This window comes from Microcoleus sp. D3_18_C4 (assembly GCF_036702355.1).
Classification (GTDB): Bacteria; Cyanobacteriota; Cyanobacteriia; order Cyanobacteriales; family Microcoleaceae; genus Microcoleus.
On the sequence record NZ_JAUBTF010000045.1, the window covers coordinates 1,348 to 25,363 of the forward strand.

23 protein-coding genes and 1 tRNA gene are annotated in these 24,016 nt (G+C 45.2%); 4 read left to right on the forward strand and 20 right to left on the reverse strand.

What is annotated here, in order from left to right:
• Window positions 1–233: 233 nt before the first annotated feature.
• From urtD to urtA, 5 genes are all read right to left on the reverse strand, one after another.
• Window positions 234–980, reverse strand: a complete 747-nt coding sequence (urtD, locus tag QUA90_RS20730; protein WP_333140587.1) for an urea ABC transporter ATP-binding protein UrtD — start codon at window positions 978–980, stop codon at window positions 234–236.
• 128 nt (window positions 981–1,108) lie between these two features.
• Complete coding sequence (locus tag QUA90_RS20735; protein ID WP_333080163.1) at window positions 1,109–1,837, reverse strand: TIGR00266 family protein; 729 nt, start codon at window positions 1,835–1,837, stop codon at window positions 1,109–1,111.
• A 188-nt stretch (window positions 1,838–2,025) separates the two neighbouring features.
• Window positions 2,026–3,168, reverse strand: a complete 1,143-nt coding sequence (gene urtC, locus QUA90_RS20740; protein ID WP_333447462.1) for an urea ABC transporter permease subunit UrtC — start codon at window positions 3,166–3,168, stop codon at window positions 2,026–2,028.
• A 27-nt stretch (window positions 3,169–3,195) separates the two neighbouring features.
• Window positions 3,196–4,350 (reverse strand): ABC transporter permease subunit, encoded by a 1,155-nt coding sequence (locus QUA90_RS20745; protein ID WP_333386514.1) that lies wholly within the window; start codon window positions 4,348–4,350, stop codon window positions 3,196–3,198.
• Between the two features lie 319 nt (window positions 4,351–4,669).
• A complete protein-coding gene (gene urtA / locus QUA90_RS20750; RefSeq protein ID WP_333080168.1) occupies window positions 4,670–5,989 on the reverse strand; it encodes an urea ABC transporter substrate-binding protein in 1,320 nt (439 codons plus the stop codon).
• Between the two features lie 332 nt (window positions 5,990–6,321).
• On the opposite strand from urtA, the gene QUA90_RS20755 reads away from it, so the two are divergent.
• Window positions 6,322–6,498: a hypothetical protein gene (locus QUA90_RS20755; protein ID WP_333386516.1), complete on the forward strand. Its 177-nt coding sequence runs from the start codon at window positions 6,322–6,324 to the stop codon at window positions 6,496–6,498.
• A 16-nt stretch (window positions 6,499–6,514) separates the two neighbouring features.
• Here the strand turns inward: QUA90_RS20755 and QUA90_RS20760 are convergent.
• From QUA90_RS20760 to QUA90_RS20825, 14 genes are all read right to left on the reverse strand, one after another.
• Window positions 6,515–6,587: transfer RNA gene (locus QUA90_RS20760), tRNA-Ala, on the reverse strand.
• A 120-nt stretch (window positions 6,588–6,707) separates the two neighbouring features.
• Window positions 6,708–7,436 carry an HAD family phosphatase gene (locus QUA90_RS20765; protein WP_333386519.1) on the reverse strand — a complete coding sequence of 243 codons (729 nt, stop codon included), beginning with the start codon at window positions 7,434–7,436 and terminating at the stop codon, window positions 6,708–6,710.
• Between the two features lie 150 nt (window positions 7,437–7,586).
• On the reverse strand, window positions 7,587–8,486 hold the full coding sequence (locus QUA90_RS20770) for a methyltransferase domain-containing protein (RefSeq protein WP_333447464.1): 900 nt from the start codon (window positions 8,484–8,486) through the stop codon (window positions 7,587–7,589).
• A gap of 248 nt (window positions 8,487–8,734) precedes the next feature.
• Complete coding sequence (locus QUA90_RS20775; RefSeq protein WP_333447466.1) at window positions 8,735–11,293, reverse strand: ATP-binding protein; 2,559 nt, start codon at window positions 11,291–11,293, stop codon at window positions 8,735–8,737.
• Window positions 11,294–11,588: 295 nt separating this feature from the next.
• Window positions 11,589–12,314: a TVP38/TMEM64 family protein gene (locus tag QUA90_RS20780; RefSeq protein ID WP_333310074.1), complete on the reverse strand. Its 726-nt coding sequence runs from the start codon at window positions 12,312–12,314 to the stop codon at window positions 11,589–11,591.
• Window positions 12,314–12,541 (reverse strand): hypothetical protein, encoded by a 228-nt coding sequence (locus QUA90_RS20785; RefSeq protein ID WP_333447468.1) that lies wholly within the window; start codon window positions 12,539–12,541, stop codon window positions 12,314–12,316. The genes QUA90_RS20780 and QUA90_RS20785 overlap by 1 nt, the downstream gene beginning before the upstream one ends.
• Entirely contained in the window at window positions 12,538–13,524 is a 987-nt protein-coding gene (gene arsS / locus QUA90_RS20790) for an arsenosugar biosynthesis radical SAM (seleno)protein ArsS (protein ID WP_333447470.1), read from the reverse strand. The genes QUA90_RS20785 and arsS overlap by 4 nt, the downstream gene beginning before the upstream one ends.
• A gap of 301 nt (window positions 13,525–13,825) precedes the next feature.
• Complete coding sequence (gene arsC / locus QUA90_RS20795; RefSeq protein WP_190732266.1) at window positions 13,826–14,221, reverse strand: arsenate reductase, glutathione/glutaredoxin type; 396 nt, start codon at window positions 14,219–14,221, stop codon at window positions 13,826–13,828.
• Window positions 14,222–14,285: 64 nt separating this feature from the next.
• Entirely contained in the window at window positions 14,286–14,945 is a 660-nt protein-coding gene (arsH, locus tag QUA90_RS20800) for an arsenical resistance protein ArsH (protein WP_333325296.1), read from the reverse strand.
• Window positions 14,946–14,951: 6 nt separating this feature from the next.
• The gene (gene arsB, locus QUA90_RS20805) at window positions 14,952–16,103 is read right to left on the reverse strand and encodes an ACR3 family arsenite efflux transporter (protein WP_333447472.1); all 1,152 of its coding nucleotides are present in this window, start codon (window positions 16,101–16,103) and stop codon (window positions 14,952–14,954) included.
• Between the two features lie 37 nt (window positions 16,104–16,140).
• A complete protein-coding gene (locus tag QUA90_RS20810; protein ID WP_333447474.1) occupies window positions 16,141–17,169 on the reverse strand; it encodes a PstS family phosphate ABC transporter substrate-binding protein in 1,029 nt (342 codons plus the stop codon).
• A 116-nt stretch (window positions 17,170–17,285) separates the two neighbouring features.
• Window positions 17,286–17,627 carry a metalloregulator ArsR/SmtB family transcription factor gene (locus tag QUA90_RS20815; protein WP_333447476.1) on the reverse strand — a complete coding sequence of 114 codons (342 nt, stop codon included), beginning with the start codon at window positions 17,625–17,627 and terminating at the stop codon, window positions 17,286–17,288.
• Window positions 17,628–17,766: 139 nt separating this feature from the next.
• Complete coding sequence (locus tag QUA90_RS20820) at window positions 17,767–18,882, reverse strand: inorganic phosphate transporter (protein ID WP_333447478.1); 1,116 nt, start codon at window positions 18,880–18,882, stop codon at window positions 17,767–17,769.
• A gap of 229 nt (window positions 18,883–19,111) precedes the next feature.
• Complete coding sequence (locus QUA90_RS20825; protein ID WP_333080186.1) at window positions 19,112–19,366, reverse strand: hypothetical protein; 255 nt, start codon at window positions 19,364–19,366, stop codon at window positions 19,112–19,114.
• A 327-nt stretch (window positions 19,367–19,693) separates the two neighbouring features.
• On the opposite strand from QUA90_RS20825, the gene QUA90_RS20830 reads away from it, so the two are divergent.
• Window positions 19,694–19,921, forward strand: a complete 228-nt coding sequence (locus QUA90_RS20830) for a hypothetical protein (protein ID WP_194067282.1) — start codon at window positions 19,694–19,696, stop codon at window positions 19,919–19,921.
• On the forward strand, window positions 19,921–20,334 hold the full coding sequence (locus QUA90_RS20835; RefSeq protein ID WP_333447480.1) for a PIN domain-containing protein: 414 nt from the start codon (window positions 19,921–19,923) through the stop codon (window positions 20,332–20,334). Before QUA90_RS20830 ends, QUA90_RS20835 begins: the two co-directional genes overlap by 1 nt.
• A 90-nt stretch (window positions 20,335–20,424) precedes the next feature.
• Here QUA90_RS20835 and QUA90_RS20840 read toward each other — a convergent pair whose 3' ends face one another.
• Complete coding sequence (locus tag QUA90_RS20840) at window positions 20,425–21,099, reverse strand: HEAT repeat domain-containing protein (protein ID WP_333386550.1); 675 nt, start codon at window positions 21,097–21,099, stop codon at window positions 20,425–20,427.
• Between the two features lie 267 nt (window positions 21,100–21,366).
• Between QUA90_RS20840 and QUA90_RS20845 the strand changes: the two genes are divergently transcribed.
• A complete protein-coding gene (locus QUA90_RS20845) occupies window positions 21,367–23,826 on the forward strand; it encodes a CBS domain-containing protein (RefSeq protein ID WP_333447481.1) in 2,460 nt (819 codons plus the stop codon).
• The last annotated feature ends 190 nt before the right edge of the window (window positions 23,827–24,016 follow it).

Here is a 24,016-nt window from a genome sequence, read left to right on the forward strand (position 1 = left end):
TAATTGGTAATTGGTAATTGGTAATTGGTAATTGGTAATTGGTAATTGGTAATTGGTAATTGGTAATTGGTAATTGGCCTCGTGTCCGTTGAATTACCCGCGATGAAATTTGGTCGCCGGGGCGGGTTTCGGTAGATTGTCGGGGAGAATGAAAGATTGTTGGTTAACCCGCGCCTACAAATCTTGCGGTTAATTTACCAAAGATGATATGTCAACTGCCAACTGACAACTGACTATTCTTCCGGTTTGCCCAAATATACCTCAATTACCCGATCGTCATTTTGCACCTCATCCATAGTCCCCTCACACAAAACCGCACCCTGATGCAACACCGTCACCTGCCGCGCAATTTGCCGCACAAACTCCATATCGTGTTCAATTACCAACACCGAATGACTTTGGGCCAACGAAATCAGCAACTCTCCAGTTAACATCGTTTCCTCATCCGTCAAACCAGCCACAGGTTCATCTACCAACAACAAATCAGGAGATTGAGCCACCAACATTCCAATTTCCAACCATTGCTTTTCCCCGTGAGAAAGCAAACCCGCCGAAATATCAGCTTTAGCAACTAAACCAATTGTTTCTAACAAACCCGCAACCGTGCGTTTTTCAGCAGCAGAAGCAGGCTTGAACAAAGTCGAAAAAACATTTTTATGGCGGCTGCAAGACAATTCCAAATTTTCGCGTGGCGTTAAATTCAAGTAAACTCGCGGCGTCTGAAACTTGCGACCAATTCCCAAGCGCGAAATCCTATCTTCCGACAACTTCCGTAAATTTTGTCCCTTAAATAACACCCTGCCCTCTGTCGGCTGGACCTTTCCGGTAATGGAATCGAGAAAAGTTGTTTTACCCGCACCATTGGGGCCAATAATAACTCGCAGTTCGCCCGCATCCATGCTGAAATTTAAACCGTTGATAGCTTTAAAACCATCAAAACTCACAGTCAAGTTTTCTATTTCTAATACTTTTCCATTCATCATTAACAATTCACTCACTAATAAACAATAACCCATACCTCTTGTAGGTTACGCAGGCAAATATCCTCCCTTATTAAGGAGATTTTTTCCCTTGGCTGACACCATACTTACTACTTTTTGCTGGCAGTTTACTCTAAACTAAAACTGCTAGAACTGCTCGACATTGGAGGTGGAGCGGCTGCTAAAATGCGTTCAGCTAACTTCGAGAGTGGCAAACTTTGCACATATACTTTACCAGGCCCAGTCATCTTTGCCAAAAACAAGCCTTCACCTCCAAATAAAGCATTTTTAAACCCGCCAACAAACTGAATATCGTAATCTACACTCGCTGCAAAAGCTACTAAACACCCGGTGTCTACTCGCAACACTTCGCCAACTCCCAAATTTTTCTCAACTATTGTTCCTCCCGCATGAACAAAAGCTAGCCCGTCACCCTGCAATTTTTGCAGAATAAAACCTTCTCCGCCAAAGAAACCGGCACCCAGCCGCTTGGTGAATGCTACCTCAATTTCAATGCCGTTGGCCGCACAGAGGAATGAGTCTTTTTGACACAAAAACTTACCGCCAAGTTGGCCTAAATCTAGGGGAATTACTTTACCCGGATAGGGGGCGGCAAAAGCGACGCGGGCCTTGCGATTTCCGGCGTTGACAAAGGTGGTAATGAAAAAACCCGCTCCTGTCAGCATTCGTTTGAAACCTTGAAATAAGCCGCCGCCTGTGGATGTTTGCATTTGGATGTCGCCTTCCATGTATGTCATGGTTCCAGCTTCAGCCCTGACGCCTTCTTTGGGGTCGAGTTCAATCTCGATGAGTTGCAAATCGTCGCCGTAGATTTTGTAGTCAATAATATCTGCCATATGTTGCCCCTCAAGTTAAAGAACGAAGCTACTTGCTACGAATATCTAAGTAGGTACATATATATTACGTTTCCTCAGACAGAGATAAACTCAGCGTTTGTCAAGTCTATTGCGATTGCTTTGTTTGTCTGTTGTAGGTGAAATTGATTTATTTCCCCCTACTTATAAATTACACGATATTTTGGCACTCAATGTTCAAGTTCTTCTTTTTCGAGCTGCACTTGGGGGTCTTGTTCCAGGCTGGGGTAAGTAGATACGTACTTCGGTTTTCTGAACAAGCTGCGGATTTGGTCGAAACTTTGATCTTGCAGCCATCCGACTATGCCGTCGGGCAGGACTGTTACTACTATTAAAAATAGCGCACCTTGGAAAAATAGCCACACTTCGGGGAATTGTTCGCTTAAGAAACTTTTGCCAAAGTTGACTAGCAGTGTTCCCAATATTGCTCCCGATAATGTGGCGCGACCTCCGACTGCGACCCAGATTACCATTTCAATGGAAAAGGCAATATCCATTGCTTTTGGCGAAATGATTCCGGTTTGTACGGTAAATAATGCGCCTGCAATTCCGGCTAAACCGGCGGAAATTGCAAAGACTAAAACTTTATATCCTGTGGGATTGTAACCTGAGAAACGCAGCCGCACTTCGTCGTCGCGAATGGCTACTAGCAGCCGGCCGAAACGCCCGCTGGTCAACCACCGGCAGAGGGCATAGGTTGCTGCTAGAAATAGTATGGTGAGAATGTAGAAAATATATTGAGTATCTCGGTCATTTACTGTGGCCCCGAACAAGGTTTTAAAGTCTGTGAGTCCGTTGGTTCCGTTAATCAGTTTTTGCTGACCGTTAAAGAAGTTGAAAAATACAATGGTTGCTGCTTGGGTAAGAATTGAAAAGTAAACGCCTCGAATCCGATTGCGGAATACTAAATAACCTAAAAGTGCGCCCAAGATAGCGGGGATGAGAACTACTGCTAATGCTGAAAAAGGAAATGAATAAAATGGTTGCCAAAACCAGGGGAGTTCGGTAACGCCGTAGAGGTTCATAAATTCTGGCAATTGACTGCTGGCGGTTGGGGGAATTTGCAGTTTTAGGTGCATGGCGAAAGCGTAACCGCCGATCGCAAAAAACACCCCATGCCCTAAACTAAGTAAACCTGTGTATCCCCAAATTAAGTCTATGCCGAGGGCGGCAATTGCTAGTGCTAAAAATCGCCCTAATTGATTGAGCCGAACGTCTGGGAGTATTCCTGGGAGGAGTAAGATGAATGTGAGGGCGATCGCGCTGACAATTATCGCTTCTTTTAGCCAGGGTTTTTGATGTGTTTTCTGCATTTTTCGCTACACTCGCAGTTGTAATTTTTAATTTTCTACCGTCCGCCCTTTTTGCGGGAAAATCCCTCCCGGCTTCACTTGCAGAAAAGCCATAATTAAGGCGAATACCATTACTTTTGCCATGCTAGTTGTGGCGAAAAATGTGAAGAAATCGGCTAAAGGCTTGATAGGAGCGAACATTAATGCTAATGTTCCAGAACCGATCAGGTAATTGGCAGTGCCGATCGCCATCGCAGCAACGACACTCCCCACAATCTTGCCGACACCGCCCACAACCACCACCATAAAGGTATCGACTATATAATTTTGTCCGGTATTTGACCCTACCGAACCGATCAAACTAATCGCACACCCAGCGACACCAGCCAAGCCTGAACCCAAAGCAAAAGTCAGCGCGTCTACTTGTTCGGTAGGAATTCCCAAACACGCACTCATGCTGCGATTTTGTGTCACGGATCTAATCCGCAATCCCCACACAGACTTTTGCAAAAATAGGTAAATTCCCGCCAAACAAATTCCTGTCAGCACAATAATAAAAATTCTGGCGTAGGGCAACTGAAAATTGCCCAGCGGTATGCCACCCCGCAACCATTGCGGTGCAGTTACGTCCACATTTTGAGCGCCAAACCAAGGTTGAGTTACTGCCAGTTTGTAAGTTTGCCCTAAAAAGGCGCTCACCGCCCAGGAAATACCCAAAGATAAAGGCAAAATTATGGCAATAATTTGGCTGCGAATGCGATCGAAATCCGGGCGAGATTTCAGCACCCGCAAACCGCCAAAAAACAGCAAACAAAACACCGCAATGCCAATTACCATCACCCAACTAACGCTGCGGACAAACTGCTGCAAAATTAAACTTACGCCCCAAGTTGCCAGCAGAGTTTCTAGCGGTCGCCCGTAAAGATAGCGAATCACTCCGCGTTCGAGAATTAATCCTACCAATGCAGCTACTAAAAAAGCTAGGGGAATTGCAAATAAAATATAGGTTTCAAAAGCAAATCCTCCGATACCTTTGAAGACATTTTGCACTACGAAAGTTGTATAAGCCCCCAGCATCATCAACTCGCCATGAGCCATATTAATCACGCCCATCAGCCCGAAAATAATCGCTAATCCCAAGGCTGCAATTAGTAAAACTGCGCCGATGCTAATGCCGTTAAATAAACCATCTAATATCGCCACTTTTGTTACTCCTGCATCAAGTCAGTCAACTTTGTTCGCGGATAATTAGGGGCGGATTTTATCCAATTGGTGTCAACTTAGAACTACAACCCTCTGTATATTTCGCTTGTAGCCAAGTCTCGCTCCCCCTAAATCCCCCTTAATAAGGGGGACTTTGAAGAGTCCAGTTCCCCCTTATTAAGGGAGTAGGGATTGACGAAAGAATGCTCTTACTCCCCCCTTATTAAGGGGGGCCGGGGGGATCTCCGGGTTTAAAGACATACCCTAGGGGAATCGAGGATAGGTTGCCAACGTTAACAAAATTAGTATTACCTACTTATCAAGCTTTGAATTTTCCACCTTTTGCGGGGTCTGACCAATCGCAAGCAAAGCCTTTTGTTTCAGCGACAAATTGATTCCAAGGCACCGGCTTCACTGCTTCTGGTGTAGCAAAAGCGATGTTAAACAAACCGTCTTCTCTCACTTCGCCCAAGCGCACAAATTTAGAAAGGTGATGATTAACTTCCATCGTTACTGTGCCCCCTGGCGCGTCAAAGGTTTGACCCAAAGCTGCTGCCCGCACTTTTTCCAAATCGTCGGCTGTCCCTGCTTTCTCGACAGCTTGCTTCCACAGGTAAACCATGATGTAAGCTGCTTCCATCGGGTCATTTGTCACTCTATCTTTGCCGTATTTGGCCTTGAAAGCTTCCACAAATTTTGTATTGGCCGGAGATTCCACAGTCATGAAGTAATTCCAGGCGGCGTAATGGCCTTTAAGATATTCTACGCCGATCGCCTTTACTTCTTCTTCTGCAATACTGACAGACATTGACGGATATTTGTCCGGGCCCAAACCGGCACCCTGCAACTGTTTGAAAAATGCTACGTTACTGTCGCCGTTGAGGGAATTGAAAATGACGCCGCCGTCTGGCAAAGCTGCCTTAATTTTAGTAATAATTGGCGTGACTTCTGTCCCGCCCAAAGGAATGTAATCTTCCCCAACTAATTCGCCGCCTTTGGCTGCTAGCTGTGCCTTGATAATGGTATTTGCCGTGCGGGGAAAAACGTAGTCCGACCCGACCAAGAAGAATTTTTTACCTTTATTTTCTAGCAGCCAGTCTACTGCTGGTTCGATTTGCTGGTTCGGCGCCGCCCCGGTATAAAAGATATTTTTGGAACACTCTTGACCCTCGTATTGTACGGGGTACCAGAGCATATGATTTTTTTCTTCAAATACTGGCAATACTGCTTTGCGGCTAGCGGAAGTCCAGCATCCGAAGACGGTGACAACTTTATCTTGGTCGATCAATTTTTTGGCTTTTTCGGCAAAAGTTGGCCAGTCTGAGTTGCCATCTTCTATTACTGCTTCGATTTGTTTTCCGAGGACGCCCCCAGCTTTATTAATTTCTTCGATCGCTAATTGTTCGGCATCGACAACGCTTTTTTCGCTGATTGACATCGTGCCGCTCAAGGAATGCAAAATTCCTACTTTGATCGTGTTTCCGCCCCCGGCTGCTGCTGGTGTAGTTCCTGTTGATGTGGGAGAAGCTGCGGGAGTTGCTGTTGGAGTGGGAGTTCTACAAGCTTTTAGAAATAAACTTGATGTTAGGGTAGCAGAACCGTATAAAAGAAATTTCCGCCGATCGAATCGCTTTGTCATTTTTTCTTGTTACTCTTGAATAGATGAGTCAGATGATTGAGAATAATAACACATAGCGACTTGATATTAAGACTAGCTTCAGCAGACTGTTGTATTTTTAGCTACAAAACTTATTGTTTTTGACAAAATGAATGTTTTATGGGGATTGAGGGCAACTGCGGCAGAAACCGGGCTGATACCTTGTTAGATTTTAGATTGACTGATGACATCAGGGTTGGGATCACGGGCTTACCGGATTTTTTTGGGAAACCAGGTTTAGACACCAAAATACGTCTTTTCAGCAATTAGTGTGTAATTAGAAACCAGGTTTCTTTACATAAATTATCTTATTGATGGTACCACTTAGGCAGCAAACGGGTCGATCGCACAAAATAGAAAGCGGGTTTCTCGCTCTCGACAAGTTATTGATGCTAAAACTTAGGCAGCAAACGGGTCGATCGCACACTCATAAGCGAGTATCAAAGCAGGTGACGATCGCACTTCGCTTTAAGTACGATCGTCACCTGTAGAAATGCCCCTGATTTATGGAGAATAGCGGACTCGAACCGCTGGCCTCTGCGGTGCGATCGCAGCGCTCTACCAACTGAGCTAATTCCCCTGATTGAGTTTTAATTTAGCATTTTAGATGCCGGATTGCCGAATCTAAAAGGCTTACAGGTCTTGCTGGCTCTCACGTTCGCAGACCGTCACTTACACTAGCACGTAACTGCTAAAAAGGTCAAGCGTTTTCCGCGGCCGGCTCAGTGGGGGCGATCGAGCAAAGTGCCGCCACTCTATCCAACTCTAAATCAGCAAAATAGTCCACCGTCCAATTAGCTTGGCGCTGGATCATGTGAAACGGGTAAGTGTGAGTCACACCCGCAACCTGAATCCCCGCTTTTTTCGCCGCTTCAATCCCCGCAAAAGTATCTTCTATCGCCAAACACTCGATCGGTTGCAGGTTAAAGTCGGGATATTTCTGGTTGAGAAGTTCCACAGCCAATAAATAGCAATCCGGTGCTGGTTTGCTCGCCGTCAAGTCATCGCCTGCGACAATTAACTCAAAGTTTGCTGCCAAACCGGCCCGATCTAACACCAATTCTATATCCGATCGCATTGCCCCGCTAACAACGGCCATTTTCAGTCCGGCAACCCGAATTTTATCAATAAATTCTGCCAAACCGGGATAAATCGGCAGTTTCTCCAAAGTATCTATTTGAGCTTTGTAAGCTTCTGCCTTGCCCTGCAGCAGTCGATCGAGATATGTTTCTGTTAGATATCGTCCTCGGCGCTTGAGCAGTTCGGTAATGCAAGCGCGATCGCTCCTTCCCAAACAAATTTCTCGAAACTCCCCACGTTTGAGCTGGAGATTTTCATCGAGCATCAATTGTTCGATTATTTTCTCGTGAATCGGCTCGTCATTAACAATCACGCCATTAAAATCAAATAAAACTGCTTTTAGAGTCATTAGTCATTAGTCATTAGTCATCAATCATTAGTTATTAATCATCAGTCATTAGTAAGTTAGTAGGGGCGGGTTTTACCAACCATCTCAACCTAAAACTAACCATCTATGAAACCCGCCCCCAAAGGGCGAAAAATACACCTCAACAATACATCAAGCAGGAGCTGGAATGCCCGGTAAATCGCCATCAAAATCAGGAGTTCGATCGCCCCAATTCCACCCCCTCGCCACATTTGCCTGTTCCAAATCTTCCCCAGGCAAAGGTTTCACGCCCTGCGTCACCTGATTCACCCACCAGTGTTCGTGAGTTTGCACCGCCGCGAATCCAGCCGCCCCCGCCCAAGCATCGAGGCTGCCAGCCGCGTAAGACTTAATATAAGGCTCCTCAAAGATATCAGTCAGCCACTCTGTTTGCCGCAAAGTTTTTTGGTTTCCGTCCAAAATTGCCAATTGTCCCCCAACCTTCAGCAGTCGGAAGCTTTCTCGCAAAATTGCCCGCGATACAGCAGGTGGCGTCTCATGAAACAGCAAGGAAGCTGCGACTAAATCGAAGCTGGCATCGGCAAAGGCAACGCTTTCGGCATTTCCGTGCAACCACTGGATATTTAAGCCTGCTTTTTGCGCTTTCATTTCGGCAACTACCAGCATATAAGGCGACAAGTCCAGCCCGACAACTTCCGCTTCTGGAAAAGCCTGCTTGAGCATGAGCGTTGTCGAACCCGTGCCACATCCCAAATCGATAATTCGGCGCGGTTTCACCCGCACAGCGTCAATTAAGCCTTGTCTGACGACTGTTTCGTGGGGAGGCAAAACATATTGCGTGATTGGATCGTAGGAAACGGCGGCACTGGGGTTGAGGTAGCCGCGTTTAATGCCGTGAAAGTTTTGGCTGCTGTAATATTCGGGATAAACTAGGTTTGGTTGTCGGTAGCGATCGCCCGCTGTTTCCCAGTCAATACCTTCGTAGAGTCGTTTCAGTGCTTCTTCGTCGATCGCCAGTCGAATCAGGGGCGACAAAAAGCGCTCGAAAATTGTATCCTTGCCAACAGCCATAAAACACCTTTAACAAAAACTCTTCTAATTTTAGCCAAAGGCCGTAAATTTAGCATTAATTAAAATTGTTGAGCCCCTCTTCTCTTTTCCCTGTATCCGTTACCTCCGTTACAAAATCCCTGGGCTTCCTTTCCCACTTCCTTCTTAGAGAAGTTTCCCAAATAAATGCCACTATATACAAGCTCTAAACTCTTATTTCATCAGTCCTTCCCCAATCTCAAATCTCAAATCTCAAATCTCAAATCGTCTTACTTCCCGTTACTAATAGGAATTTTGACCAAAAATTCCGTGCCACCGCCCGGAGGTTGAGAAATTGTGATGCTGCCGCCGTGTCCATCCACTACAATTTTGTAGCTAATTGCTAATCCCAAACCAGTGCCTTTGCCCACCTCTTTAGTCGTAAAAAATGGGTTAAAAATTTGATCTTTAACGCTGTCGGGAATGCCGGGGCCGTTGTCGGCGATCGCCACTTTCAGAAATTTAGCCCCATGTTCGCGAACTACCCCCGTGGAAATAGTAATAATTTTATCTAGGCGATCCATCTCGTTCAAAGCATCGATCGCATTGTTCAGCAAGTTCATAAACACCTGATTGAGCTGAGACGGATAGCATTCGACTGAAGGCACTTTTCCGTATTTCTTAACTATATAAATTCTATTTTTTATGCGGTTGGAGAGCAGCAGCAAGGTATTTTCTATACCTTCGTGAATGTCCGCCTGCTTTTTGTCAGATTCATCAAGGCGAGAAAAGTTTCGCAAAGAAAGAACTATGCTGCGAATGCGTTCGGTTCCTATTTTCATAGAATCCAATATATGCGGCAAATCCTCCTCGATAAATTCTAACTCGATTTCTTCGGTAAAATCTGCGATTTCCTGGGGAACCTCTGGGAAGGCTTCTTTGTATAAACTCACCAACTCTAATAAATCTTTAGTATATTTGCTGGTGTGAGGCAAATTAGCCGAAATGAAGTTAACGGGGTTGTTGATTTCGTGCGCTATTCCAGCCACCATTTGACCGAGGGATGACATTTTTTCGCTCTGCACTAAATGAGTTTGAGTTTTTTTCAGTTCATTTAAGGCACTATTAAGCAGTTTTACTTGGTCTTGGGTTTGACTGTAAAGGTGAGCTTGAGTAATTGCGATCGCCAATTGGTCTGCTACAGCTTTTAACAGTTGGATTTCCTCCCGGCTCCAAAGCCAATGAGTAACATGGCTACAAATTAAATAACCCTGCGGCTGGTTCTGAGTCTGAACAGGTACGGCTAAATAGCTATTAGCTTTAAGTTCCGGCGGTTGAGTTACACCCTTCGCCCAAGTGTCGCTCGAAAGAATAATTGGTTCGCCTTGACCATTCCGTACTAACACATTTTCGAGAAAGTAAGACTCAAACTTTATGGCTTGTGTCGGAGAATCAGATGGACAACATTCCCACAGAATTTGTAAAGTTTTTTCTTGGGGTTTGTACCATCCAAAAGCCGCCCGTTCTAGGTGCAGCAAACTTACTATTTCTTCGACTGTACTTTGCACAATTTTGTCTAATTCCAGGGAAGCGCGAATGCGTCCGGCAATCCGGTTGAGCATGGCTTCTCGCTCCGCTTGAGCGCGATTATTTTCGGAGGAGTAAATTAGCCAAATTGCTGCTAGCATTGCCGGGATGAGCAGTCCGGCGACTACGGATGTCAGCAAATTTAATGCTTGCAGTTTGGATTCAATATTTTCGCGGGGAATTACTAAAGCCATAGACCAGTTAACTTCCTTGAGGGGAGCATAGGCCACATACACCCATTTGTTATCTATTTTTACCAGTTCGATGTTCGTCTGGCGGTCGATCATCTGCCGCGCAATTGTGGAGAGTGCGGGGTCTTTTGACTGTAAAAAGCTTGGGGCCTCCCGGTCGATATTTCCGATTAAGTTATTGTTGGGATGAACAATTGGCACTCCTTGTGAATTGAGCGCAAAAGCATAACTGTCGGAACCGTACAGCAAGCTGTTAGCGACAGATGTTACTCGGTCTAATTTAATGCTGCCCGAAAGGACTCCCATTACTTGATTTGGAGCGGGGGGCAAGGCCCAAATAGGAGCTGAAATAATAATCGTAGAAACTTTTGTACTGCGGCCTATCAGCGGGTCGGAAACGTTGAGCTGTCCGGCCATTGCTTTTTGAAAGTGTTGGCGGTCTTTACTGTTCGCGCGGTTGCCTAAAGTGTTGATAAATGAGCCGTCCGATTGAGTTAATGACAGGATGAAATACTCTTTTAATCTGTATATTTCTCCTTGCAACCGGGGTTCGACTAATTGCCAATTGAGAGTGCCAACCGTAGGATCGTAAGCAATGGTTTCTATTTCTGCTTTGCGGCTGCTTAGCCAACGGTCGATTTCATCGGTGCCTTTTTCTAGTTTTAATAGTGCTATTTGCTTTAAATTGTCAAGGATTAGTCCGCGTACAAAAAAATAGCTGATGCAAGCAGTTGTGCTAATGGTTAAAGCGGTGGTGGCCAGAATTAGCAGGGTCAGCAAATGGCGGCGCTGCCGTCTGTGTTGCCAAAGACTGTGCGCTTGCTGCCACCGCGATTGAGTCGAATTGCTGATGTTTTGCCAAAAGCGGCGCAGCTTTTTTGTTTGTGGCGGCGGCGCAGACACAGATCCGGCTTGATTTGCTGGGTTTTGCATCATCAAATGTTCCCTCAGAGTCAACTTCATCAAACGGTCTTCGTCATTCGGCAGACTTAATATCAGGCAAGTAGTGAGACAGTTTAAGAAAAGAATGCAACTGTAGCCAAGATTCAAACCCTCGTAGTCATCAGTCATTCGCAATCTAAAATCTAAAATCTAAAATTTAAAATAATATGACTTACATTCCGGATTGCAAACAATTTTTCTTATGGTTGGGCACTCGCCTTCTATTTTGGCATCAATTTTATATTTCGACCTTCGATTTACCTATTTGAGGTTTGTGCTTTACGATATCTTTAATATCTATCTCGTTTGTATAACAAAATAATTGTAAATAACACAGAGAAAATACGGAGTTTTTTAGATTACCAATGTATTATAATGTATGAGCAAAACTCTCTTGACAATTTTACTAATTTGTGCTGGGGTTTCAAGGGGAAATTTTTTCGTCTAAAGCTTTTTTGGCCAAGCGGGTTGCATAAACGGTGAGGGCGATCGTTGCTAGCAAACCAATGCCGTAAAGAGTCCACTCAGCAGCAGTGCGCGATCGCCCGCTAGATCCGAGTGCAGCCAAACTCCCGGCCAGGGAACCGATATAAACATACATGACAGTTCCCGGAATCATGCCGATCCAAGATGCCAAAAAATAGTCTTTTAAAGATACCTGCGTGACTCCAAAAGCATAGTTAAGTAAATTAAACGGAAAAATGGGAGAAAGTCGCGTCAGCAGCACAATTTTCCATCCTTCAGAAGCAACTGCGGAGTCGATAGCCTTAAATTTTTGATTGCCCTCTATCTGTTTGGAAACCCAGTCGCGAGTTAAATATCGCCCTACCAAAAAAGCGCAAGTTGCACCTAAAACCGAGCCGATGGAAACGCAAACCGAACCGCCAACGACTCCGAACAAAACCCCAGAACCGAGAGTCAGCAAAGAACCGGGGATAAATAGAACCGTTGCGACAATGTAAATTAGAATAAAAGCTGCCGGGCCCCAAGGGCCGAGACTCGCGATCGACTCCAGCGCATTTTTCAGAATTCCTTGAAAGTTGAAAAACTGGGTCGCTGCAATCAAAGCCACAGCTAAACCAATCCCTAAAATCAGCTTCCACCTATTTGATGGCGGCGGATTTTCATCTGGTGATCGCGAATCATTCATTACCTAAACTCTCCACTCTCAATAATATGGGCATGGGGCATGGGACCCAAAAGCATGGGGAATCGGGAATCGGGAATCGGGCCCAAGAATATAGTTTCTTCCTTCTTCCTTCTTCCTTCTTCCTTCTTCCTTCTTCCGACGGACATCGGACTGACATCCGTTACATCCGTTACATCCGTTACATCCGTCGAGCGAATCCGTTGCCGAACTTCCTTCTTCCTTCTCAAATCAAAGTACCGCCGCAGCTAGAACCGCAACCTGCCGTACAGCCGTAACAATAAGCAGCAGTTTGCACCTCTTGAATCACATCTAAACTGCCAGATTCGAGCAATTTAGCAACAGTTATCTTTTCCCCGCTGCCAGTTTTCGCCGGCAGATTTTCCATTTGGTTAAAATCGCAGTCGTAGACATTGCCCAAATAGTCGATCGACAATTCGTTGCGGCACATTAAATGTTCCAGAGTACCGGGATTAAAATTATCCTCCAAAAACCCCAGATAAGGCTTGTGAAGTTTCTTATGTTCCAAATGAAACTTAGTCCGTCCCACCGGCAAATTAGTAATCGCGAACAATTGATTAAAACAAATACCAAAATGTTCGGCTAAATAAACCTTGTAATCTTGCTCTAACTTTCCTTGTTCCGGTGTTAGCGAAAACTTGTCTGTTGCCGGCACTTGTGGATTGTACACCAAATCCAGAATTAAATTTGGTTTTTTTGCGTATCCCAACTCATTTAGCTTTTGCAGCGCCCGAATCGAACTGTCAAAAACACCGCTGCCGCGCATTTTTTCCACATTGTCAGCTTGGTAGCAGGGAAGCGACGCCACAATTCTGAGTTGGTGCTGCGCGCAATATTCGGGAATATCTTCAAAACCTTTTTCAAAGTAAATCGTCAAATTAGAACGAACAATTACCTCTTTATCTGCCGCCCTGGCAGCTTCCGCTAGCGGTTTAAAACCGTAAAGCATTTCGGGAGCACCGCCGGTGAGGTCAACAGTTTGAATTTGAGGAAAGCGGCGAATGATTTCAATTAATTGGTCGCAAATTTCCGGAGAAAGTTCTTCTGTTCGTGTCGGGCTAGCTTCTACGTGGCAGTGAGTGCAAGCGAGGTTGCAGCGTTTGCCGAGATTAATTTGTAAAACTGTAATCTGCTTTTTAGTTAAAGCTGAGTGAATTTTGTTTTTGAAAGGCGTGACTGCTGTCTGAATCATGTGCTAACCTTTTGGTCTGTGCTCGCAACGAATGTAGAGGCGTTCTGACGGAACGCCTCTGATAATTTAGCACTAATTCTAATAGTTCTGGACGCATCAAAACCAAATAAACCGGGTTTTTTGCTTTTTTTGCGGGTTGCATGGCGTCTTCTGGGCAAAAAACCCGGTTTCTGGGCACCCGTGCCTGTAGGACTATAGCAATTTTAAATGAGTCGTAAATTTTTTACCCCACCCCAACCCTTCCCTTAGCAAGGGGAGGGAGTAAGAAATTCACAAATGATTTAGGATTGCTATATTAATCTTACTTTAGAGAGTCCACTAATGTTTCAACTCGTGCTTTAATTTCATCTCGAACGCGGTGAAAAGTTTCGATGGGTTGTCCGTCGGGATCGTCGAGTTGCCAATCTTCAAACACTTCTCGCAATACCCACGCTTCGGGTAAATTCACGCCGCAGCCACAGAGAGAAATTACTGCATCGTAGTCTTCTGCATTGAATTCGTTTAATGGGTTGGATGTTTGATCTGTGATGTCAATGCCGATTTCTGACATGACTTGAATTGCTGTCGGATGAACTCTGCTTGATTCTAACCCGGAACTGGTGACTCCAATCTTGCCGGCTCCGATGGTTTTAGCGAATCCTTCTGCCATTTGCGATCGGCAGGAGTTTCTTTTGCAAACAAACATTACTTTTTTCATGGTTTTTATTGGTTGTTGGTTGTTAGTTGTTGGTTATGGCTTGTTGTCGGGGTTCCGGTGGTTTCTAAGCGCCCGGTAGTTCAAGGGCGCGATTTGCTAGGGCGATCGCCTCTTTAGCTGCTTGTTCCTTGCGTTCGCTGTAGCGATCGGTCAAATAGTCGGCTTGCTCCCGCAACAGCAGGGTAAACTTGTACAGTTCCTCCATCACGTCGATCGCGCGATCGCGATAAGGCGAATCCTTCATCGTCCCATCATCATGAAACTCCTGATAAGCCTTAGCAACCGAAGACTGATTCGGAATCGTAAACATCCGCATCCAGCGGCCTAAAATCCTCAAAGTATTCACAGCATTAAAAGATTGCGAACCGCCGCTAACCTGCATCACCGCCAAAGTTCGACCTTGAGTCGGTCTCACGGCCCCAATACTTAAAGGAATCCAGTCAATTTGGTTTTTCATAATGCCGGTAATATTGCCGTGCATTTCAGGACTCGACCACACTTGACCCTCCGACCACAGGCTCAATTCCCGCAATTCCTGAACCTTCAGATGCGTATCGGGAACGCTACCATAAATCGGCAATTCTAGAGGATTAAAAAACCTAACTTCGGCACCGAAATCCTCGATCACTCTAGCAGATTCTTCCGCCAACAAGCGGCTGTAAGAACGCTCTCTTAAAGAGCCGTATAAAAAGAGAATTCGGGGTTTATGAGTAAATTTGTTCATGAGATTCTAGCAATTGGAATGGGGAAGACAACGAGGGTCTCGCAGCGAGGCAGTTTCGGGTTTTCGGGGAAACCAAAATGCTGTTCGCTTACAGAATTCTACCAACATTAACATCACTGGAACCTCAATTAAAACACCGACAACTGTAGCCAAGGCTGCACCTGAGTTTAAGCCAAACAGCATGACAGCCGTAGCAATCGCTACCTCAAAATGATTGCTGGCACCAATCAGGGCGGCCGGTGCTGAATCTTCGTAGCACAGGTTGAGTTTTAAAGCTGCTACATAAGAAATCAGGAAAATGAAGTTGGTCTGGATAAACAGAGGCACAGCAATTAAAAGAATGTGCAAAGGATTGTTAACAATCAACTCTCCTTTGAAGGCAAACAAAAGAATTAGCGTAATCAAAAGGGCAGCGGTAGCAACTGGACTCAAATATTGCATAAACTCTCGTTCAAACCATTCTCGCCCTTTATGTTTAAAAATCCAGAAACGGCTATACATTCCGGCAGCTAAGGGCAAACCGACATATATGAATACAGACAATACTATTGTCTGCCAAGGAACAACTAAATCATTTGCTGCTAACAGCCATCTGCCTAATGGTGCATATAAAAACAGCATTGCTAGGGAATTAACGGCAACCATAACGAGGGTATGTCCTTGATTGCCGTAGGAGAGATATCCCCACATTAAAACCATCGCCGTACAGGGGGCAATTCCTAATAATATTGTACCCGCAATGTAGGAACTAGCGATGGAGACTTCACTGCCACGAATTATTTCTGTGCCGGTAATGAGGGGGCGAAATAGCCAACCTAAGAAAAACTGAGAAAATGCTACCATTGTAAATGGTTTGATGAGCCAGTTGACGACTAATGTTAAAATCACGGGCTTGGGCGTTCGCGCTGCATTAGCCGCCTGGGTAAAGTCAATTTTTACCATGATGGGATACATCATAAAAAATAGACAAATGGCAATAGGAATTGACACCTGATAAAAGCTGAGAGCATCAAGGGTGACGGCGACGCTGGGGAATAGTCTACCGAGAATAATACCGCCTAAAATGCAAAGAAATACCCAAAGGGTGAGGTATCTTTCAAAAAAACTGAGCTTGCTTCCTGCTTGGACAGGTGAGTTAGTTGCTTGAGGATGGTTCATTTTAGTTAACTGGTAAGTGAAAATTTATGAGAAAAAATCAAAATTTAGCCTCTTTTCGTAATAACTCTCCAATGGTTAAGTCAAACCTAGCTTGACCATCGAAAAAAGTCCCAACTTTGCCATTGTAGAAATTCTTGTAAATCAGTTGATAGCCTTCGCTTGGTAGTGGAATGTAACCGATCGACTGGACTAAAGTTGGTGCTTTTTTCATGTAGAATTGCACAAATTCGCCCACCTCTGGTTTATTTTGGACAGCGGTGTAACTGACGTAGATAAAAAGAGGTCGAGCGAGGGGTTGATATTGAGCTTTTTCTACAGTTTCGATGCTGGGTATAACTGGCCCTTTACCATTGTCTATTCCTAATGCTTTTAATTGATTTTGATTGACTTCGTAATAGCTTAAGCCAAAGTAACCCAAGGCATTTGGATCTTTGATAACTCCCTGGACTAAAACATTATCATCTTCACTGTCTGTGTAGTCGGTACGACTAGCTTTCGCAGTACCTACTGTTGCTTCTGTGAAGTAGTCAAATGTACCGGAATCTTGACCTGCACCATAGAGGGTGATGGGTTGGTTTGGCCAACTGGGTCTGATCTGATTCCAGCGGGTAATTTTTCCTTGGGCGGCGGGTTCCCAAAGTTTTTTTAGTTCGGCTACAGTAATGTCTTTTGCCCAGCTATTTTTGGGATTGACTACTACTGTGAGAGCGTCGAATGCGACAGGTAATTCGTAGTAGCGGATGCCAGCTTTGTTGCAGGCTTCCATTTCCCCTGGGTTGATGGGTCGCGAGGCGTTGCTGATGTCAGTTTCGCCAGCACAAAACTTTCTAAATCCTCCACCTGTACCGGAGAATTCAACAGTAATTGATGCTTTTTTGGGATTGGTATTTTGATATTCTTTCGCGATCGCATCCGTAATTGGATACACAGTGCTGGAACCGTCTATTTTAATGCTTTGCGATTCTGGCGACTGGACTTGTCCGCAGGAGTTGAGAAGCCCGATCGCACCTATGGTCAAAGCAATTATACTTAGTGCGGAAACCTTGGGCTTTTCTGCTCGGTTCATTGACCTCACCCAATGCCATAACTAAGGGGTACACTGGAATCATATCAATAAAATTTGATATGTCAAGTATGAGGGAAGACAAATAGCCCATAAACACATTAAGAAATATTGATGGGTTAATCTGCGTCAGAACAAGGGCGGGCCGGCAGGATCTGGCTGAAGCGGCGGTATTCCGCGAGGTACTGTTCGAGGGCGATAAACTGAGCTAAATTGAGGCTGTAGTAAATCCAGCGACCTTCTTGGCGGCTGCGGACTAAAGCTGCATCCTTCAAGGCTTTGAGGTGAAAAGAGAGTTTAGGCTGGGGGACAGACAGGCGATCGCACAAATCGCACACGCACAACTCCTGTTCCCGCAGCAACTCCAAAATCTGAAGCCGCAGGGGGTCAGAAAGAGCGTGAAAGCCAGCAGCAGTCAATTTATCTGCAACAGGTGGCGCGATCGTATAATTTTTAACCATAAATTACCCTTAAAATTGTATTCAAAAACTCCCGGCGCGATTTCTTGTTTTTACCGTTAGATTCCATAAGGTTATCCTGTGATAGCCATTCCAAATCAACTCCGAAATCTTTATCTTCTAGGACTAACCATTAATTCTCTTACCGATGCAACACCCAGTAAGCACAGCCGCTGATTGCCGCAGCAATTGGCAAGGTCAAAATCCATGATAGTAGAATCTGATAGAAAACGCCCACATTAGCTTTTTTTGAAATCAATCCGACACCAAAGATTGAACCTACCGAAACATGGGTAGTAGAAACTGGGAGCCCATAGCGACTGGCAGCAATAACTAAAAATCCCGTCACTAAGTTGGCCACCAACCCTTGACCGGTATTCATTGCTGTCAGCTTTTTGCTCATTGTTTCTGCCACTTTTTTAGCATTCAATAAACCGCCGATCGCCATTCCCAAAGCTACTGCTAAACTTCCCCACTGAACAGAGATTAATTGACCGACTAACATGAGCGAAACAATTTTCGGCGTATCGTTCAATCCTCTGGCAAAACTGACTATTCCGGCACTCATAAAATGGCAAGCATCCACTAACTTTTGGCTGGGGATTTGTAAGAAATTTCCCAGATATCTTTGCGTGCATTTATCTAGAGAATCTACCGCGACATCAGCGGTTGTGATGCACTTGAGTATGTTAGTTGCATCGGGCTGGGGAATGGGAATAATTTGTTGAGTTTGACCAGCGCAAATACACCATTCTTTCTGGATTCCTAAATAAACTCGCAGGTAGCGAGACAGTCCATAAATTAAAGCTCCTAATAGAATCGCAATCATGGGACTCAGCAACAAAGGCAGTAGAAAATTTTTCTGCAAGGCAGTAAAATTAACTTGATTACCAATTGCTACTAAACCTGCACCAACAAGAGCACCTGTAAGACCGTGAGTTGTGGAAATAGGGAATCCAGTTAAGGTAGCAAGAATAACGGTTAAACCCGCAGCGATCGCGACTGCCAAATGAAAATCTGAGCCATTGGCGATATCGTCGGGAACTAGCCCTTTTCCCGAAAAGCTTTTTACCAGAGTTTCTGCTAGAAAAATAGAAAATACTGAACCTGCAAAAGTTGTGATTGTTGCCCAACCAATTGCTGTTTTATAGTTCGTCGTCTGACTGCCAAACAGTGTCGCAACACCTTTAAAATTATCATTAGCACCATTGCAATATGCTAAAAAAAACGTGGCGATAAATAGGGCAACAAGTAACATTATCTTACTCAGAATAAGTGTGGTTTATTTAAAACAGTTTTTGGTCGGTGCCCCTACAGCACCGAATTTGATTGTATAGACACAGTTGCCTCAAATAAAATAATGAAAATATTAAGATTTCTTTGGAAGGCGAGCGATCGCATCTTAATTTCGCGCCAGATGGGCACGATATTGAACGATACTCTAATTAAGGCTCGGCGATCGCTTCCGGTACACTCAACCCACCGATTCACTTGGGAGTCTGTACCCGGGCCGGCACATCAGTGAGTCCGGCTTTTTGCATCAGCGAAATCACCCCTATCGATAAAATTCCCCCAATAATTGCCCCGACAACTACCAGAATGATAAAGACTTTTTGCAGAGTTTTTTTAGTTGCCGGGTGGTACTGTCTCGGCAATGCTTCACCTTGATCGTCAACTTCTTGCTCCAAGGGGTCTAGCGGATTGGAGGGATTTGAGTTAAAGGGATTGGGCGCTTGATTCATGGCTGGCTTTGGTTAAACGAGATCAACAACTATTTTAACTTGCGATTAGCCCTTGCTGGTTAAATAATACCTTCTGGTTTCACTCAAAACTCTATAAAATTTATTAAGATACCGAGAATTTTACCAACATTATTAATAAAATATTCGCTGGTGTCAATCTTGATCGCAATTCCTTCTAATTTGAAAAATTTCCAGATACTGCCCGTTGTGAAAAATTAAGTGTTTTTAAGAAGCTAAGATTATATCACTTGAGGCGCTAAAATTTTGAAGCTGGGGTATTTATATACTTGCCTGCTTGTCCAATGCTTTCTGTCAAAGATAATTACTATGACGTTACGCGAACTTCAAGACCGAGCACTGAGGTTGTCTGCCGAGGAGCGATGGCAGTTAATTAATGCTTTGATGCGATCGCTCCAACCGAAACCCCGATCGAAGGTGAAACCGAAGGGTTTAGCCGCGAGTTTAATTGGCATTGCGAAAACGGACGCGCCACCACCTACAGATGCAGAAGTAAAGGCAATGTTGGATGAGCGGTTAGTCCAAAAGTATCTGTGATGAAAGTTTTATTTGATACCAATGTTTTACTGGATGCAATGCTGGCCCGCGAACCTTTTGTAGCGGATGCTGCTTTTTTACTGAATGCCGTTGAATCGGGGCAAGTTGAAGGGTTTATGTCGGCGAAAACGGTTACGGATGTGCATTATTTGGTTGGACGACAAACCAAGAGTTCTGAAGCTGCGATTGCAGCGGTAACTCGACTGTTGGCATTGATGGAAATTTGTGGGGTGGATCGAGAGGTTCTGGAGCAAGCGATCGCGCTGAGATTTCCGGATTTTGAAGATGCGGTGCAGATAGCGTGTGCGATCGAGTTAGAGTTAGAGGCGATCGTTACTCGGGATGTGAATGGATTCGCAGGGTCGCCGATTCCCGTTTTGTCACCTCCAGAACGGAGAAATCGGTTGACCTAGCAGAGGGCTGAATAAATTAGGCGATCGGTGTTTCATCCCCGCCTTAAGAGCGCGGAAATGAAACACTTACAACAAAAATATCGGTATCTGTTATCCTTCTGCTTGTGACAGGCGATCGAGAGAAATAGTTGCCGCTTGAGATACTTGAGAATTGCTGTCTTTTTCTAAGTATTTTAAAGCCGAAACGCTCTTAACACTCGGCAAATTGCCCAAAGCTTCAGCCAGCCTCTGGCGAATCAGCCAATCTTCCGACTGAGCAAAATTGAGGATGCGATCGATCGCCCCAATTTCCTTAATTTCCCCCAAAGCCGAAATTGCCGCCTGCTGGATCACCACTTGCTCGCTGTCGAGAGCTTTTAGCAGCACATCGCGGGCCCGGGGATCTTTGAGATTTCCCAGAGAAACAGCAGCACTGAAGCGCACCAGCCATTCAGTATCTTCGTAAAAAGCCCGCACCAAAGAATCAAAAGCTCTGATATCTTCCAGATAGCCCAAAGCACCCGCAGCGTCAGCACGAATGCCGTAATCCGGGTCTGTTTCTAGCAATTTGACTAGAATGGGATAGCACTCTGCTGTCGGTTTTACCCCGAGAGCAAACACAGCCATCGATCGCACCTGCAAACTTTCGTCGTTCAACACCTTTTTAATCAAAGGCACCGCCTCTGCAGCAGGCACATTCCGCAAGTTGGCCAAAGCCACCATTCGATCGGCGGAATTTTCGCTTTCTAACTTGGCTGCAATTTGCTCTAAGCTTAAAGTTGTCATTATGGATAAATCTTGTAGTAAAACTTTACATTCGGGTTATTTTGATTATAGGGGAGTCTCAGGGGAAAAGCAGGCAGTAAAAACCGCCCTGCGTATTTGAGATGAGTAAGATTGCGGATTAGTGAGACGATTAATCTAAAGTTCAGATTGCGTGGAAATAATCAAAGAGAAAGTTTATTATTTAAATCCCAAGCACAGGCGAGGTGTTTCTGCCGTTCCCCAAGGCTTTGCCCGATAGTTAGCCGCCCTCTGACAACCTGATCAACTATGCCGTTCTACCACCCGCCCTTTTACTCCTCAGCCTTAGAACAAGCGATCGATCGCTACCCCCTCACTGCCGGGCCAGAAACTTCCTTAGCAGTGGCGATCGCCCTGATGAGTCAGTTGCAAAACAGTTGCCCCCTAGTCAAAACACCTGTACCCTCAGACCGGGGGGCGATAACCGAAACATCGGCGCCGGAAAAGATGCGGGCCCGGTGCGTGTTCGTCGTGCAGAACCAGCAGACTATTACCACAGGCAACTTATCCGAAAACCCCAGCCGCGGGCTGTTAATCGGCATATTAACACCCGCCGACCTAGTGAGGCTGATAGCTTCTGGCAAAATAGACAGCCAGCACAAAGTAGCCCTGCACAAAATACCAATTTCCGAAGTGATGTCCCCGGTGTCGGTATCCCTCACAGAATCCGATGACCAAGACGTGTTTACCGCTTTATCCTTATTTCGCCAGCACAAGATTCGCTATTTGCCGATCGTCAATCAATTTCGCCACTTGGTAGGAGTGCTGACACGGGAAAGAATTCGCCAAGTATTGCAGCCTTCAAACATTCTTAAATTGCGGCGGGTAGCAGAATTAATGACTACGCCAATTACAGCGCCCCACACCGCCTCACTGCTGAGCATAACCGAACTGATGTCAGAGCATCAAGTCAGTTGTGTAGTGATTACAAAAAACAAAGAATTAACAATGGAGAAGCCCAAAGATGACTATACCTCCATTTTTCACTATTCCTTTCACCAACCCCTGGGAATTATTACCGAATATGACCTTGTGCAGGCACAGTTTCTCGAACTAAATTTCGAGCAAACCCCAGCTCAAAAAGTCATGAGAACTCCCCTGCAATTTCTTCAACCTTCCGATTCCCTATGGACGGCGCACAAAGAAATGGAGCAGCAACAAGTGCAGCGGTTGGTCGTGTGCGGGGGGCGCGGAGAACTGTTGGGAATTATTACTCAGACCAGCTTGCTCAGAGTCCTCGACCCCACGGAAATGTACCGAGTTGTCAAACAGTTGCAGCAGTCGGTTTATCAATTGCAAGCCGAAAAAGTGGAACTGTTGCAAAGCCGCAACGCCAAACTGGAACAGCAGGTGCGGGAACGGACTGCAAAACTCCACGAACAATTGCAGCGCGATCGGCTGTTAACTCACATTTCCTTGCGGATTCATCAATCCTTAAACCTCGAAGAAATTCTCCACGCCAGCGTCGATGAAGTCCGCCAAGTTTTGCAAGCTGACCGAGTAGCAATCCTGCATTTAGAGTCCAGCAATTACGGCATTGTAGTGGCAGAATCCGTTGCCGAAAATTGGCCTTCAATATTGGGAGAAATCATGCCGGATAATATTTGGCAAGAATCTGCTTCCGTGATCGAACAGGAAATTTATGCGGTTCCAGACCTCGACCAAGCCTGTTTGAGCGCCGAAAAATATGCGCGGTTCCAGCAAGCGCAAATCAAAGCTTATTTGATTGTACCAATTTTGCAAGACGGCAATTTGTGGGGAATGATGTGTGTCCATCAGTGTTCCCAATCCCGTCAGTGGCAACCTTCGGAAGTGGATTTGCTGCTGCAACTGGCAACTCAAATCGCGATCGCGATTCAGCAAGCCCAACTCTATCAGCAAGTCCAAAATCTCAATACCGACCTCGAACGCCAAGTCCAAGAACGCACCGCCGAATTACAGCAAAAAGTTCACGAACTCCAGCATTTAAACGTCCTCAAAGATGAATTCCTCAGCACCGTTTCTCACGAACTGCGGACGCCTTTAGCTAATATAAAAATGGCTATTCATATGCTGAGAATTTCTCCCACGCTAGATCGGCGCCAGATTTATCTAGAAATTTTAGAAACAGAATGTACTAGAGAAACAGATTTGATTAATGCTTTGCTAGATTTGCAGCGGCTCGAAGCCGCAACTTGTCCGATCGACCTCGAACCAGTAAACTTAGAAGTCTGGCTGCCTACTATTATCGACCCGTTTTACACCCGGGCCCACGACCGCCACCAGGATTTGCGAGTAGAGTGCGATCGTCACCTCCCCACGATCAGTTCCAACCGCGCTAGTTTGGGACGAATTTTAGCCGAACTCCTCAACAATGCCTGCAAATATACGGCTAATGACGGCGAAATTTCTCTGAAAGTTGAGTGCAAAAACGGAGACGGCGAACAAGCAGGACAAAGGACAAATTCGCGACAAGCAAGTGCTGTGGCTTCAGAAATCCAATTTACACTCCGCAATCAATCGTCGATTTCCACAGAGGAATTGCCTCGAATTTTTGAGAAATTTTATCGAGTTCCCAACGCCGATCCTTGGAAACAAGGAGGTACAGGTTTGGGTTTAGCTTTGGTTCAAAAACTTGTGGAACAGTTGCAGGGAAAAATTGAGGTTGAAAGCAGCAATGGCTGGACTAATTTTATCGTCACATTTCCTACCCACCCAGATGGAAATTAGTCCGCCCTGAGTCAATTTTAGATTTTAGATTTTAGATTTTAGATTTTAGACTTCGGCCTAAGAGGTTCGGCGAGCGCGAGCGTCAAGTCGCGCTCAGTCCAACGATTTTAGATTTTCGATTTACTCCACAGACGAATCTGGGAGATTGAACAAGAGTCTAAGATTTTGGGAGTTCCATGACTACTATCGG

Excerpts from the sequence above, each read along its gene's own strand:
- urtD (WP_333140587.1), bottom strand. The coding sequence starts at position 980 with ATGAATGGAAAAGTATTAGAAATAGAAAACTTGACTGTGAGTTTTGAT.
- QUA90_RS20735 (WP_333080163.1), bottom strand. The coding sequence starts at position 1,837 with ATGGCAGATATTATTGACTACAAAATCTACGGCGACGATTTGCAACTC.
- urtC (WP_333447462.1), bottom strand. The coding sequence starts at position 3,168 with ATGCAGAAAACACATCAAAAACCCTGGCTAAAAGAAGCGATAATTGTC.
- urtA (WP_333080168.1), bottom strand. The coding sequence starts at position 5,989 with ATGACAAAGCGATTCGATCGGCGGAAATTTCTTTTATACGGTTCTGCT.
- QUA90_RS20755 (WP_333386516.1), top strand. The coding sequence starts at position 6,322 with ATGGTACCACTTAGGCAGCAAACGGGTCGATCGCACAAAATAGAAAGC.
- QUA90_RS20765 (WP_333386519.1), bottom strand. The coding sequence starts at position 7,436 with ATGACTCTAAAAGCAGTTTTATTTGATTTTAATGGCGTGATTGTTAAT.
- QUA90_RS20770 (WP_333447464.1), bottom strand. The coding sequence starts at position 8,486 with ATGGCTGTTGGCAAGGATACAATTTTCGAGCGCTTTTTGTCGCCCCTG.
- QUA90_RS20775 (WP_333447466.1), bottom strand. The coding sequence starts at position 11,293 with ATGACTGATGACTACGAGGGTTTGAATCTTGGCTACAGTTGCATTCTT.
- QUA90_RS20780 (WP_333310074.1), bottom strand. The coding sequence starts at position 12,314 with ATGAATGATTCGCGATCACCAGATGAAAATCCGCCGCCATCAAATAGG.
- arsS (WP_333447470.1), bottom strand. The coding sequence starts at position 13,524 with ATGATTCAGACAGCAGTCACGCCTTTCAAAAACAAAATTCACTCAGCT.
- arsC (WP_190732266.1), bottom strand. The coding sequence starts at position 14,221 with ATGAAAAAAGTAATGTTTGTTTGCAAAAGAAACTCCTGCCGATCGCAA.
- arsH (WP_333325296.1), bottom strand. The coding sequence starts at position 14,945 with ATGAACAAATTTACTCATAAACCCCGAATTCTCTTTTTATACGGCTCT.
- arsB (WP_333447472.1), bottom strand. The coding sequence starts at position 16,103 with ATGAACCATCCTCAAGCAACTAACTCACCTGTCCAAGCAGGAAGCAAG.
- QUA90_RS20810 (WP_333447474.1), bottom strand. The coding sequence starts at position 17,169 with ATGAACCGAGCAGAAAAGCCCAAGGTTTCCGCACTAAGTATAATTGCT.
- QUA90_RS20815 (WP_333447476.1), bottom strand. The coding sequence starts at position 17,627 with ATGGTTAAAAATTATACGATCGCGCCACCTGTTGCAGATAAATTGACT.
- QUA90_RS20820 (WP_333447478.1), bottom strand. The coding sequence starts at position 18,882 with ATGTTACTTGTTGCCCTATTTATCGCCACGTTTTTTTTAGCATATTGC.
- QUA90_RS20825 (WP_333080186.1), bottom strand. The coding sequence starts at position 19,366 with ATGAATCAAGCGCCCAATCCCTTTAACTCAAATCCCTCCAATCCGCTA.
- QUA90_RS20830 (WP_194067282.1), top strand. The coding sequence starts at position 19,694 with ATGACGTTACGCGAACTTCAAGACCGAGCACTGAGGTTGTCTGCCGAG.
- QUA90_RS20835 (WP_333447480.1), top strand. The coding sequence starts at position 19,921 with ATGAAAGTTTTATTTGATACCAATGTTTTACTGGATGCAATGCTGGCC.
- QUA90_RS20840 (WP_333386550.1), bottom strand. The coding sequence starts at position 21,099 with ATGACAACTTTAAGCTTAGAGCAAATTGCAGCCAAGTTAGAAAGCGAA.
- QUA90_RS20845 (WP_333447481.1), top strand. The coding sequence starts at position 21,367 with ATGCCGTTCTACCACCCGCCCTTTTACTCCTCAGCCTTAGAACAAGCG.